Below are 14061 nucleotides of genomic sequence, written 5' to 3' on the forward strand. Positions count from 1 at the left end.
GCTTGCAACCATCGTCACATAGGAGAAATAACCATGCAATCTATGCCACGTTACGCGGCCAGTCACACTATTTTAGATCCCAGCATACGCAATAGCGTGTTGAGAAATACCTATCTGATGCTCAGTTTAACGATGATCCCCACCGTCATTGGTGCGTTTATGGGTTTGAGCACAAATTTTTCGTTTCTAGCCGAGTCGCCCATTATTGGCTCGCTTGTCATGCTTGCTGCCATGATCGGACTGATGTTTGCGGTTAGCGCTACCCGTAACAGTATCTGGGGCGTTATTCTACTATTCACCTTTACCTTTGTTGCTGGCTGGTGGTTAGGCCCAATTCTGCAATTTGCACTTAATTTCAACAATGGATCGCAGCTTATTGGTGTAGCCGCTGCTGGAACTGGGGTTATCTTTTTGACACTCGCCAGTATCGCAACTATCACAAAAAAAGATTTTGGTTTTTTAAGAAACTTTCTGCTTGTTGGACTGGTACTCATTATCCTGGCATCGCTGGCAAACTTATTTTTTGCAATCCCGGCTGTTTCACTTGCTGTTTCAGCAGCAGCAGTCCTGATTTTCTCAGGATTTATACTGTTTGATGTCAGCCGGATTGTAAATGGCGGTGAAACCAACTACGTCATGGCAACACTCGGGATCTATTTGAGCATATACAACCTGTTCATCAGCCTGTTGCAGCTACTACTTGCCTTCTCTGGTGAGCGGGACTAACTTTCCTGTTATACACGTTTTGTCCGCCGCACAGCTCCAAAAACTTGAGCTCCCTATAACAGGGATGAGCTGTGTGGCATGCGCAGCACGCATCGAAAAAAATCTTAATCAACTTCCAGGTGTACACGCAGCGGTTAATTTCGCCAGTGAAAAAGCGCTGATCGAGTTTGACGGCAACTTAACACGCCCTGAAGAGTTTTTGCATTCTATTGAGAAAGCAGGTTTTACTGTCACTAGCCGCACGGTTCTATTCCGAATTGAAGGCATGACCTGTACCGCCTGTGGCGATCATATTGAAAAAGAGTTGCATAGCCTGCCTGGTGTAATGGCAGCGCTTAATCCCGTAAGTGAAATCGTCAGCATCACTTTCAATCCCGCGCTTACCACAATCAACGAACTGATTGCCACGATAAGACATGCCGGTTATGACGCGCGGGAAATTACCGATAGCAGCAGAGAAACAGAAAAAAATCAGCGACTTGCGGCCTATAGACGAGAGCGTTATATTTTTATGGTATCCGCCGCACTGGCCATACCGTTTCTGCTGGAAATGGCCATGATGACAGTTAGTGATCATGGCCATCTACTACCGCAGTGGTTGCAATGGGCATTCGCCACTACAATCCAGTTCTGGGCCGGAAAGAGGTTTTATACCGGTGCGTGGCATGCGTTACGCAGTGGTAGCGCGAATATGGATGTACTGGTTGCATTGGGAACCAGCATGGCTTATTTTTTCAGCACTGTTGTTACTTTCTGGCAACTCGATTTGCACGTCTATTTCGAAGCCAGCGCAATGATCATTGTTCTGGTGTTACTGGGGAAACTGATGGAAGCGCGCGCCAAACAGAAAACCTCATCTGCAATCGAATCACTCATCAGGTTGCAGCCCAAAGTCGCTCATGTAGAACGTAATGGCATCGTCACTGATGTAGACGTCAATTCAATTCAACCAGGTGATATTTTTGTTGTTCGGGCAGGCGAAACTTTACCCGTTGACGGTGTCGTCATGGAAGGCAGCTCCAGCGTAAACGAATCTATGCTGACTGGTGAGAGTCTTCCCATCACCAAAGAAACGGGGGCGCAGGTATTTGCAGCTACCAGCAACTTGCAAGGCCTGCTGAAATGTCGCGCAACCCGTATTGGCGCTGATACTCAACTGGCCGCCATTATCCGATTGGTGGAAACTGCTCAAGGCTCCAAGGCACCAATACAGCGCCTGGCTGATACCATTGCCGGTATCTTTGTTCCGATCGTTGTTGTAATTGCCCTCGTCACGCTGGGGCTGACCTGGTGGTGGTCTGGCCAATTTGTGATGGCACTGATCCATGCCGTTGCTGTATTGGTCATTGCCTGTCCATGTGCACTAGGACTGGCCACACCAACCGCAATCATGGTCGGTACCGGACGGGGTGCACAGGAAGGAATTCTCGTCAAAAATGCAACAGCACTCGAACTTGCAGAGAAAATTCAAGTACTGGTAGTCGACAAAACCGGCACTCTGACTGAAGGTCGCCCAGTAGTGACTGATATTATTCCTACTCGTTTGATCGAAAAGAATGAGTTGCTCCAGATTGCGGCCTCACTGGAACAGGGGTCAGATCACCCTCTTGCAAGAGCGATACTGGAGCAGGCAAGCGAGCGTAATATTCCATACTTGCCAATAAAGGATTTTGTATCCCTGACCGGTCAAGGAATTACTGCTACTTGCGAAGGTATCAGTTACCTGCTCGGCTCACACAAGTTTCTGGAAAGTAACGGTATTAACATTGACCAGACCCAGCTCTCAGCATTGCAGGCGAAAGGAAAATCTGTAGTTATCATTGCCGCACAAACGAACTCTATACCAAGAGTCATGGGCTATCTGGCGATTGCTGATCCGTTGCGCCATACTTCTGCCAAGTCGGTTGAACGACTGCAGAATATGGGTATTGAGGTCATTATGCTAACCGGAGATAACTCGATCACCGCCGCAACCATTGCTGCTCAAGCTGGAATCCGGCATTTTAGGGCAGAGGTACTACCACAGGACAAAGCTGCGGTAGTTGAGGCTATCAAGGCGAGCGGCCATTTTACTGGCATGGTCGGAGACGGGATTAATGACGCCCCGGCGCTTGCAAGCGCAAATGTCAGCTTTGCAATTGCAGCCGGCTCCGATGTTGCAATAGACACGGCTGATATCACACTGATGCGCAATGACCTGATGAGTGTGGCCGATGCAATCTCACTCTCGCGTAGTACGTTGCGTAAAATCCGCCAGAACCTATTCTTTGCTTTTTTCTACAATACACTGGGAATTCCTCTGGCAGCATTGGGCATGCTCAACCCAGTCGTTGCGGGTGCGGCCATGGCCATGAGCTCGGTTTCAGTGGTCACGAATTCACTGCTGCTCAAGCGCTGGAAGGCAGAACACTAACAAGCAACGCGCAACATTTCACCAAAATCATGGAACATAAAAATATGAGTGATACCATCACGACAACCGTGATCCCGATCAAAGGCATGACTTGCACCGGTTGCGCCAGTAGCGTCAAAACAGTTCTCGAAAAACTGCCCGGAATCATGGGGGTTACTGTCACACTCGAAGATGCACAGGCAACCATTAAACATCAAGCGACTTCTTCCAGCGCTGAAGATTTCAAGCGTGTCATAGAAGAAGCGGGATTTGATGTTCCCTGAGAATCTACAGGCCAGCACAAATCCTGTATCATCGCCGTTTTAATCAAAACTGTATTCATGAAAACCTTCTTTCTGGATTTTGAGAAAGGTATCGAAGAGTTCGAAGCCAAAATCGAGCAGCTGCGCTACACGCAGGATAATTCCGCGTTGGATATATCAGCCGAAATCACCCGACTGCAGGCAAAAAGCCAGGGGTTGACCAAAAGTGTCTATGCCAAGCTGACGCCATGGCAAATTTCGCAGGTTGCCCGACATCCACAGCGCCCTTATACTCTGGATTACATACACCATTTATTTACCAATTTTGAAGAATTGCATGGTGATCGCAGTTTTGCCGATGATCCGGCGATCGTTGGCGGATTAGCATACTGTAACGGTCAGGCCGTTATGGTAATCGGACATCAAAAAGGGCGGGATACCAAGGAAAAAATATACCGTAATTTTGGTATGCCCAAACCCGAAGGATATCGTAAGGCTTTACGATTGATGCGTCTGGCGGAGAAATTCTCGATTCCCCTGATTACCTTTATCGATACCCCTGGTGCTTATCCAGGCATCGATGCTGAAGAACGTGGGCAATCAGAAGCAATTGGCAAAAATCTCTATGTCATGGCGGAACTGAAAATCCCGATCATTTGTATCGTCATCGGGGAAGGCGGTTCAGGAGGGGCATTGGCTATTGCGGTGGGAGACACGGTATTGATGCTGCAGTATTCCACCTATTCGGTTATCTCTCCGGAAGGCTGCGCTTCCATTTTATGGAAAAGTGCAGATAAAGCGCCAGAAGCTGCTGAGATTCTTGGTATTACGGCAGACCGACTCAAGGAAATGGGTTTGATTGATGGCATTCTACCTGAACCCATTGGTGGCGCGCATCGTGATTACCCTGCCACCATGCAATCAGTCAAGCAGGCCCTGCAGGAATCCTTGCGCAAACTGCAGGATATGCCCTCGGATACTTTGCTACAAAGACGTTACGAACGATTAATGGGTTATGGAAAGTTCAAACTCAATCAACCCGAAAAATCTGATTGAGCTGCTGCAACGTCATCTCCACTCGTCCGTAACGCCCGGTGATAGCCTCACAGTAGCATTGAGCGGTGGTGTCGACTCCATCGTGCTCCTGGATATGCTGGCCAGGCTATCCAGCGTCATCGGATTTCATTTGTCTGCGATACACGTGAACCACGGTATCAGTAGAAATGCCGACCAATGGAGTCATTTCTGTCAAGGATTATGTAAAGCATTCGCCATTCCCCTATCCATCTTCCGGGTACAGATTCATAAAAAAAACCAACAGAGTCTGGAGGCCGCTGCTCGAGATGCTCGTTATCAGGTATTCACCCGTGTTGATACTGATTATATTGTGCTGGCACAACATCAGGATGACCAAGCCGAAACTTTGTTGCTGCAAATGCTGCGCGGTGCAGGTGTCAAAGGATTAAGTGCAATGCCTCCTGTCAGATTGTTAACGGGCACATCAACCAAGCTACTGCGCCCTTTGCTCAACGTGCCACGTACTGCCCTGCTATATTATGCACAAGCTGGTAATTTGTCATGGGTAGATGATGAAAGCAATACCAATACTGATTTCGACCGAAATTATCTGCGCCACCAGGTTTTTCCAGTAATTGAAGCACGCTATCCTGCCTACCGCAAAACACTCACCCGTGTCTGCCATCATTTGGGAGAAGCAGCGCAACTGTTGGATGAATTGGCACAGGCCGATGGTGAGCAGGCCATTCATCACGATACGCTGTCACTGGAAAAACTATGCAGTCTCAATCCGGCTCGTGCAAAAAACCTGCTACGTTATTTTCTGGCGCGAAAGATGTGTTATTTACCCTCCACAGCCAAACTGAATGAGCTCTTGCGCCAGTTATCCGTCATCACTCCCGATAATCGCCTCTCGTTTAAATTTGAGAATCTTGAAATTCGCTGTTTTCGGGGAGTCATTGAATGTTTAACGATAAAATCTACTGCTAAAAAACAATTTGTTATTCCCTGGCAAGGCGAGAAACAGCTATATATCGAGCCACTACAGGGAATGCTGATATTTACAAATCAGCCAGGAACCGGTATTGATTTACAGAAACTGTCTCAACAAAACATAACAATACGATCCCGATCTGGTGGAGAAAGATTTCAGTTAGATGCTGCACGGCCACAGCGTAGTTTAAAAAAAATTTTGCAGGAAACCGCGCTCCCACCGTGGAAACGCGATACTTTGCCACTACTGTTTTGTGCGGATACGCTAATCTGGGCAGCGGGAATCGGCATTGATTACCATTTTCAGGTACCACCTGGCGCGCTTGGTTTGGAAATTACCTGGCTACCAGACCCACTTCATTAAATTTATTTAAAACAAAATATTATGATTTTAATTACAGGCGGTGCCGGTTTTATTGGTTCTAATTTTGTACTTGAATGGGTCAATCAATTGGATGAATCCATCGTTAATATCGATAAACTTACCTATGCAGGCAATCTGCAAAATCTTTCCACTTTGGAGAAAAATACACAGCATATCTTTGTGCGTGCAGATATTTGCGACAGCAATAAAATGAGCGAGATTTTCGCTCGATACCAGCCTCGTGCGATCATTCACATGGCAGCAGAAAGCCATGTGGACCGCTCCATCCATGGTCCGGAGGATTTCATTCAAACCAATATTACCGGCACCTTTCGATTACTAGAAGCAGCCAGATATTACTGGAAAAGCTTGCCAGAAGCGCTAAAAGCAACTTTCCGGTTTCTACATGTGTCAACGGACGAGGTCTTCGGCACATTGACTGCAGACGGAGCTGCTTTTACCGAGCAGCATTGCTTCCGCCCCAATAGCCCCTATTCCGCCAGTAAAGCTGCAAGCGACTGCCTGGTGCGCGCCTATCACCATACTTATGGGTTGCCAACGCTGACTACCCATTGTTCCAATAACTATGGTGCATTTCAGTTCCCGGAAAAGCTGATTCCGTTGATGATCACCAATGCACTTGCCGGAAAACCATTACCAATTTATGGTGATGGCCAGCAAATCCGCGACTGGCTGTACGTCAATGATCATTGCAGCGCCATTCGTTATGTGCTGGCAAACGGCCAGCCTGGAGAAAGCTACAATATCGGCGGATGGAACGAAAAACCCAACCTGGAAATCGTGCATACCATCTGCGATATTCTGCAAGCAGAGCACCCAGTTGAATATGGCTATCGCAACCTGATCACTTACGTCGCTGACCGTCCCGGACATGATCGCCGTTACGCCGTTAATTCAAATAAAATTTACCAGGAATTAGGTTGGAAACCCACCGAAACTTTTGAAACCGGTATTCGAAAGACGGTGCGATGGTATCTGCAGAACCAGCAATGGTGCCGGAATATACAATCCGGTGAATATCAGAAATGGGTCGAAATCAACTACGCTGAGCGCATCTAATGAAAATTTTGCTGCTTGGGAAAAATGGCCAGGTTGGCTGGGAATTGCAACGCAGCCTGACGCTGCTAGGTGAACTGATTGCGCTCGACCGACATGATTCACGGTATTGTGGTGATCTAGCGGATCAGGCTGGCATCCTCCGTACTCTCCAGACCATCCAGCCAGCCGTCATCGTTAATGCAGCCGCCTACACCGCTGTGGACAAAGCAGAAAGTGATGTGGACACCACTTACCAGATCAATGCCCGAACACCTGGCCTGTTGGCAGAACAGGCTAGAAAAACCGGTGCCTGCCTCATTCATTACTCAACCGATTATGTTTTTGACGGTAGTGGTGATCGTCCCTGGCGAGAATCCGACACAACCGCACCACTCAATATCTATGGTCACAGCAAGCTACAGGGAGAAACCGCTATTATTGAATCGGGCTGCAATCATCTCATCTTGCGTACCAGCTGGGTTTATGGTGCGATGGGGCAGAATTTTGCAAAAACGATTCTGCGACTGGCACAGGAACGCGACCAATTAACCATTATCAATGATCAGTTTGGTGCACCCACCGGCGCAGAACTGCTGGCGGATATTACTGCACGGATTATTCCCCAATTAATGATCAACCCTGAATTATCAGGGAAGTATCATGTCAGTGCGCAAGGTGAAGCAACCTGGTATACCTACGCAAAGCTCATCCTGGATTTTGCGCGCGAGAAACAGGTTGCAATCAAGGCCGGTTCAGACAATATTGTTCCCGTAGCAACCAAAGATTTTGCTACAGCGGCAATCCGGCCACTTAATTCCCGGCTTGATACCAGTAGATTTCGCAACGTTTTTCAACTGAATTTACCGCCGTGGCAAACTGGTGTCATTCGGATGCTTACCGAGTTGATTGCGCTGCAGAACCTATCCAAAAACTAATCTATCGTAACTGCAAGCCAGACTCCAGCCCCATCAGCACACTGGTTGTCACTTGGCCGAATCGCTTCGCAAAACGGTCAACCAACCCTTCTTGCGAGGTGAAATCAACAATACGTTCTGCTCGGATAATTTCACGCGCAACATAGTCGACATCTCCCAGTACATCAGCCAATCCCAGCGCAATGCTTTGTTCGCCGGTCCACACGATTCCACTAAAAATTTGCGGATCATCCTGCAGACGCTCACCGCGCCCTTTCTTTACAACGTCAATAAATTGCTGATGGATTTCTGCGAGCATATTGGTAGCATGTTGACGCTGTTCAGGGCTGGAAGGCGAGAACGGATCCAGAAATCCTTTATTCTCGCCTGCGGCAAGCAAACGGCGCTCCACACCCAATTTTTCAAGCGTGCCAGTAAAACCAAAGCCATTCATAATGACACCGATCGAACCCACTACACTTGCTTTATCCACATAAATTTTATCTGCCGCCACCGCAATATAATAACCACCAGAAGCACAGATATCCTCAACCACTGCATAAAAAGGAATATCTGGATATTGTGCACGCAACCGGTAAATTTCATCATTAATTGCGCCAGCCTGAACCGGGCTCCCACCGGGGCTGTTAATACGCAGAATCACACCCGCAGTATTGCGATGCTTGAATGCGTTCTTTAATCCGGCCTTGATATTCTCCGCACTGCTCAATCCCTCAGCAGATATCTCCCCTCTCAGGTCAACCAGCGCTGTATGCTTGTCGGATACACTCACTGCATCCGAATCAAACCAGCCCGACGCCCAGAAAAGTAGAATAAACAAATAGGAAAACGTCAGTAAGCGAAAAAAGATACCCCAGTTACGAGCTCTTTTTTGTTCCTGCAGGGAAGTAAAAACCAATTTTTCCAGTAATTCCTTCTCCCACCTATCTTTTTTGTCAGCTTCTATTTCGGCCATAACAACCTGATCACAATCTCTTTAGTTTTAGAAAAATTTAACGCGACTCGGTGACATAAATCTCGACACGCCGATTTCTGGCACGATTGGCCGGAGAATCATTAGGCACTTCCGGTTCATAAGAACCACGTCCATCAATCTGGATACGTTGGTAAGGCACACCTTTGCCGGCCAGATAATCACGCGTACTGGCTGCACGATTGACTGAAAGAGGATTATTAATCGTATCGCTACCGGTATCGTCGGTATGACCAACGATCGTCACCTGCGTGCCTGGATTGTTTTGCAGGCTGGCTGCAAAACTGTCAAGTATCGGGAAGAATCCTGATTTGATGCGCGCACTGCCGGTATCAAAAGAAATATCACTCGGAATATTCAACATCAAACGGTTATCCGCTGTCTGCGTCACGGATACCCCGGTACCCGCCGTAGCGGCTTCCATCTGCCTTCTCTGCTCTTCCATGCGCTGTGACCACATATAACCGGCACCTGCTCCCACGGCAGCACCCGCACCCGCACCAATGGCCGCACCTTTACCTCCGCCAGCAATCGCGCCGATTGCTGCGCCGGTTGCCGCGCCAAGCAACGCACCTCCGCCAGCACCGCGTTGTGTTGCTGACATATCCGCACAGCTGCTGATGAATAATGCCGCCACAACCGCAATGGCTATTTTTCCTGTATTCATGGCACACCTCTTCTTTATTGTTGTATATGAAAAAACACTATAACAGAACTCTTTAAATCCTTGCAATTGAGGCACGCAAAGTATCTGCAGATCATAACAACGGATGACTGACCGGCACGATATCCGTCACCATCAGCAATGACACCCCCAGCAGCAACAATAAAATTCCTCCTGTCAGCATCAATCCCGCGAACAAAAACCGAACCAGCAAATGTTCTTTATCATCCTGTAGCGTCACCCACTTTAGCAACCTCGTTCTGCAGTAAACCGTCGCCATCGCGAGCAATGCAACTGCGATCCCTGTGCCCACACCCATTACAAGCGTAGCCATCACTCCGAAAACATAGACATCAACGACATAAGCATACATCAATACCAACACTGCACCCGTACAGGGCCGCAATCCCATCGACAGCACGACCAGCCCTCGCTGCCTGTTATCGTCTGTCGTCTCAGGTACATAGTGATGTTGGCATTTACACGCATGGTGACTACCAGACACCACATGCTGATGCAAATGCCTGGAATTCGATAAACGCAGTGCATGCAATTTTCGTATAGCACGCAGACAAATCAGCCCACCCAATGAAACAACCAGAATATAACTGGCAAGCTCAAGATAATGACCATACTTTCTCGCACTACCCATAGACAGATCGAGCAGTTGCGCTGTAACCGTCACCAGTACAATTGCGACGACCGCCTGCAGAAGTGCTGCCAGGAAAGAGAGCCTGATGCCATGCGACATCTGCTCCTGATTCTGCGTTCCCAGATAACTGATGATAATCGCCTTGCCATGCCCGGGTCCTACCGCATGAAAAATACCATAAAGAAAACTGATGAGAATCAATCCGGAACCATATTGCCAAGGCGAGTTTTCCACTTGCGAAACATGCTCCGTCAACAGAATATGTAACTGCTTTTGCAGCATGGCCACGGTTGCCAGTAGCGTTGCCCAGGGAATCAGGAAAACGGTAAGCAATACACCCAAACAGAGTACTACCACCAACCATAAGTTTTTATTTGCAATCATCGGAGACATGGTTTTACGATGACGGCTCACATCTGATCACGATTTTTTCGGCAAATGCCTGTCCCAGACCCTCCGTATCTCGCCGTGTCCGGTCCAGCGAAAAGGCGTAGGCAATCAGCTCTTCGGTAACATCAGGTAGTTTGATCTGCTTGCTGCATTGCCATCCGGCACTATGCTGAATTTCAATATTACTTACATTCTCATGACTATAGGCAATGTAATAAGTAGGATCAAAGACCGACCAGATCAGCTCGTTACTCGTCAATAACAAATAGGGATTAAGCTGAAAATGCATACTCAGTTCAAGGAATTCCTGATCTCCATCCTTGACAACTTGCAACCGGTAACGATCTGGAGCTGGCAAAGCCATACTGCGCTCACCAATAGAAAGTACCGAGAAATAGCCATAGGACTTCAGATTCGTCACCATACGACGCGCCTCCAGCTCAAGTGCCTTGGGCAACGGCTGCTGCCAGTCATTCGCTAACTCAGCAACCAGGATCGCCGAATAAAAAAAATCAAACCGCCATACCTGGTCGATAGATATCAATTGGCCCCGGTCATTCAACTTGAATTCACTACGCGCGATCACCCAATTATGAGGGTGTGCACCGCAAGCCGATATCACGATGAACAGGCCAAATAAGCAACCTGTCAATTTTTTGAAGATCAAGTGAACTCCCTTGAAATGGGCTGTCTGCAGTCGCCGTTAATTATTTTTACGTAACGGATCAATAAAAAATACCCGCAAGCCAGATTGACCCGGTTTCACTGGCCAGGTTCATGCGCACCATGATGCCACCATGACAAAAACAGGGTAATTTCAGGATTGAAGTGTAAACAACACAATAACACAGCATGATGCCGCTTAAAATCAAATGCGTCTGGTACAAATAATGGCAGGCTATTTCCAACCGGCACCCATCACTCCAAGTGCTCATCGATTCGACATAGTGGCCGCAATGCGCAATAAGTGCAGGTTTGCGGGTATTGCCTGGGATCGACTTCTGCCTGGCCAGCAATGAAATCTGCCGCCAGTTTTTCCAGCGTTTGCTGCCAATTGATGATCACAGCTTGCCAATCGGCAGCAGTACGCGTCTGTGACCATTCTGTGAACGGATGAATACCCGGCGCGTAGCCCTCATCGTCAGATACTCCTTTTAACGCCATGTCACTATTTTTGATCTGCGCAAAGGCAAGTCCAGCAAGCTCCCGCTGAAAGAGCAGGCTGTATAGCGGCAATTGTGGCTCATCAGGGCGTTCGCCAAACCAGCCATCGACTTGACATGAGCCGGTTTTATAGTCAATCAGCAACTTTCCACCCTGTTCAAGTGTGTCTATGCGATCTATCCTGACCCGTACTTGTCGTCCACTTAGCACCAGTTCTGCAGATTGTTCCCTTGCTGTCACCTGAAAGGGCGCACGTTGTTTTTCAAAATCCAGCCAGGCCCGTACTAAGGAGGATAACCGTGAAAATTCGAGCATCTGTAAATGGCGGCCCAAGCTTTGCTGATAACGAGGAAGCATTTCTTCCAGTGTCTCATTCACTTTTGTGGCGATTAATTTCTCCAATATCTCCGCCGACATGGTTATCAGGCATTCGTGCGATTCAAGCGATGACCAGATTTTCTCCATTAGACGATGCAGCAGATTACCGCGCATCGGCATACTCAGACCGAGTTGCACACTACCTAGTGGTCGCGCTGCCAGCCGCAGCTCAGCAAAGGCAAGAAACGGACAGGCCGCCTGAAGTTTGAATGCCCGACTACCACCTGGAATGGAATCATCCTCTAGCGGCGGGGCGGGGTCTTTCGTCAGCCACTCCAACTGGCTGTGTTGATAAATTATTTGCTGCCAGGTTGAGTAGTTGACGGCAGGCAAGACTTCTTTGTTCAGAGATGGAAACGCTGCGATCAACGGACTGGGAATCAGCAACTCATCCTGATGACGTTGCGGATAACTGACCACGATCTCTGGCGCACTCCTCATCAGCCGCTGTAATATTCTTTTTGCTACCTGCAATTCACGTTCGGCAGTCGATCTGGGTAACTCCATCTGGCGCTGCAGCAGCAGAGGAATAAACGGATTCGGCTGGGGCGGTGCGGGCAATACGCCATCATGCACTCCCATGACCCATAAATAATCGAACTGCAATCCATTGGTTTCAAGCAGGCCGAGTACCTGAATGGAGGCTACGGGAGATTCGGGTTGGAACACAGTGCTGGCAGCCATTTCTTTCAATCGACTCAGCGCGGAAGGCAGCGTCATGGGTTGCGCCACCCAATCAAGCGATACAAATTGCTGCAACAAAGCCTGCCAGGTTTGTATTACCTGAAATTCCGTACTGGTCAGGGATCGATCACCCGGCCAGCCAACTGCAGTCAGCCACCGGCTGAATTGCCGTCCCCACTCACCCGGTTTAGCTATCTCCGGCCGCACCCTGGTTAATTCCAGCAGCTGTTTCAGGCACTGGACAAACACCGGGCAATGATAGGGCTGTTCAGCCCGGCTGCCATCATCCATCACCAATTGCAGCAACACATTCCACTCCCCGGTTTCTCGCAGATGTGCATCCAGCAGGGCGCGCGCACTACTCTCTTCCTCCCAGCCAGCCAGGAAGGGTGAACGCAGAAGGCGGCCGACATGGGTTATCACAGCAACAGATAGGTGTAATGCCAGCAACTCAAAAGCAGCATGGATCGGCGGATATTGAATCAGCGGCAAACCGAGCGACAGATTATAAGGACGCGTTAACTCATGGTCACCCGGCCGCAGCGCAGTCGGGCAAAGCACGTCATCCAGCATGCGGCACGCCAGCGCACGCTGTGCGCTTAATTCCGGTACTACCAGACCGATTTGCGCATCGGCATTTTCTTCCAGCCGCTGGCGAATCCATTGCGCCGCCGATTGCAATTCATCACGACTATCAATACAGGCCAGCTTGCCAACGTGCGCCGATTCCGGCAAAAACTGCAGCCACTCCGGCACACGCCCCATTTTCGCCAAACCCTGCAGCAACTCCACTTGCTGTGGTGTCAGCTCATCAAACCCGATCAAAGCCAGCTCACCCGGTAGAGCCACTTCACCTGCCTGCAAAGCTGGCAGCAACAGATTCGGTAATCTTGCAGCCGTCACCCAGCCATTTTTTTCACAGCTACGCTCAAAAGCCATTAAAACTTTCCAGAAAAAACGGCTATCTTCGTTATGCGCAAATGTCGCCGCATCCCATGAAAATTTCCATGCACGCAGATCTTGTGCAGCCGCCATGATGTGCGTGACAGTTAGCTCATCAGTCTGCCACGGCAGTGACTGGCCCATTGTTCGCAATATTTGCTGCCAGACCTGCCGCTCTTGAAACGCATCCAGCAAAAACAAATCTGAAGCTATATTATTGACCACCATGGCCTCCTGCCATAACCGCTGCAACCAGGCGCTCCACGGAAGAATATCCGCCCCTGGCCATACCTCACGGCCTGCTTCGATCATAGACTGATCATAGCGGTGCCGAAGTACCCGTGCGAGACGCTGATTACCGGTCAAAATGGTTGCATCGCGACCTAATCTACGGATAATATCGGCCATGTCGGTTTGCTGCGGCTTGCATACAAAAGCGGTGGTGGTTGAATAGTACATTTCAAT

13 protein-coding genes are annotated in these 14061 nt (G+C 48.9%); 7 read left to right on the top strand and 6 right to left on the bottom strand.

Features of this window, described 5'->3' with window-relative positions; all coding sequences use genetic code 11:
- Positions 1-33 precede the first annotated feature (33 nt).
- From IPG31_04775 to rfbD, 7 genes are all read left to right on the top strand, one after another.
- Positions 34-726 (top strand): Bax inhibitor-1 family protein, encoded by a 693-nt coding sequence (locus IPG31_04775; protein ID MBK6617700.1) that lies wholly within the window; start codon positions 34-36, stop codon positions 724-726.
- A 64-nt stretch (positions 727-790) separates the two neighbouring features.
- Positions 791-3139, top strand: a complete 2349-nt coding sequence (locus tag IPG31_04780) for a heavy metal translocating P-type ATPase (GenBank protein ID MBK6617701.1) — start codon at positions 791-793, stop codon at positions 3137-3139.
- 56 nt (positions 3140-3195) lie between these two features.
- On the top strand, positions 3196-3402 hold the full coding sequence (locus IPG31_04785) for a heavy-metal-associated domain-containing protein (GenBank protein ID MBK6617702.1): 207 nt from the start codon (positions 3196-3198) through the stop codon (positions 3400-3402).
- 57 nt (positions 3403-3459) lie between these two features.
- On the top strand, positions 3460-4437 hold the full coding sequence (locus IPG31_04790; GenBank protein MBK6617703.1) for an acetyl-CoA carboxylase carboxyltransferase subunit alpha: 978 nt from the start codon (positions 3460-3462) through the stop codon (positions 4435-4437).
- Positions 4397-5755: a tRNA lysidine(34) synthetase TilS gene (tilS, locus tag IPG31_04795; GenBank protein ID MBK6617704.1), complete on the top strand. Its 1359-nt coding sequence runs from the start codon at positions 4397-4399 to the stop codon at positions 5753-5755. The genes IPG31_04790 and tilS overlap by 41 nt, the downstream gene beginning before the upstream one ends.
- Before the next feature lie 21 nt (positions 5756-5776).
- Positions 5777-6835 (top strand): dTDP-glucose 4,6-dehydratase, encoded by a 1059-nt coding sequence (gene rfbB / locus IPG31_04800; protein MBK6617705.1) that lies wholly within the window; start codon positions 5777-5779, stop codon positions 6833-6835.
- Complete coding sequence (gene rfbD, locus IPG31_04805; GenBank protein MBK6617706.1) at positions 6835-7749, top strand: dTDP-4-dehydrorhamnose reductase; 915 nt, start codon at positions 6835-6837, stop codon at positions 7747-7749. The genes rfbB and rfbD overlap by 1 nt, the downstream gene beginning before the upstream one ends.
- A gap of 1 nt (position 7750) precedes the next feature.
- On the opposite strand, the gene IPG31_04810 is transcribed toward rfbD, so the two are convergent.
- The 6 genes from IPG31_04810 to IPG31_04835 form a co-directional block, all read right to left on the bottom strand.
- Positions 7751-8704 carry a S49 family peptidase gene (locus IPG31_04810; protein ID MBK6617707.1) on the bottom strand — a complete coding sequence of 318 codons (954 nt, stop codon included), beginning with the start codon at positions 8702-8704 and terminating at the stop codon, positions 7751-7753.
- Positions 8705-8741: 37 nt separating this feature from the next.
- Positions 8742-9389 carry an OmpA family protein gene (locus IPG31_04815; protein ID MBK6617708.1) on the bottom strand — a complete coding sequence of 216 codons (648 nt, stop codon included), beginning with the start codon at positions 9387-9389 and terminating at the stop codon, positions 8742-8744.
- 91 nt (positions 9390-9480) lie between these two features.
- Positions 9481-10422 (bottom strand): nickel/cobalt transporter, encoded by a 942-nt coding sequence (locus tag IPG31_04820; GenBank protein MBK6617709.1) that lies wholly within the window; start codon positions 10420-10422, stop codon positions 9481-9483.
- 13 nt (positions 10423-10435) lie between these two features.
- Positions 10436-11095, bottom strand: a complete 660-nt coding sequence (locus IPG31_04825) for a DUF1007 family protein (protein MBK6617710.1) — start codon at positions 11093-11095, stop codon at positions 10436-10438.
- Positions 11096-11153: 58 nt separating this feature from the next.
- On the bottom strand, positions 11154-11363 hold the full coding sequence (locus tag IPG31_04830) for a hypothetical protein (protein MBK6617711.1): 210 nt from the start codon (positions 11361-11363) through the stop codon (positions 11154-11156).
- Complete coding sequence (locus tag IPG31_04835) at positions 11347-14055, bottom strand: PD-(D/E)XK nuclease family protein (protein ID MBK6617712.1); 2709 nt, start codon at positions 14053-14055, stop codon at positions 11347-11349. The genes IPG31_04830 and IPG31_04835 overlap by 17 nt, the downstream gene beginning before the upstream one ends.
- Positions 14056-14061 lie beyond the last annotated feature (6 nt).

Origin of the sequence: Nitrosomonas sp. (assembly GCA_016703745.1) — a bacterium.
Taxonomy (GTDB): domain Bacteria; phylum Pseudomonadota; class Gammaproteobacteria; order Burkholderiales; family Nitrosomonadaceae; genus Nitrosomonas.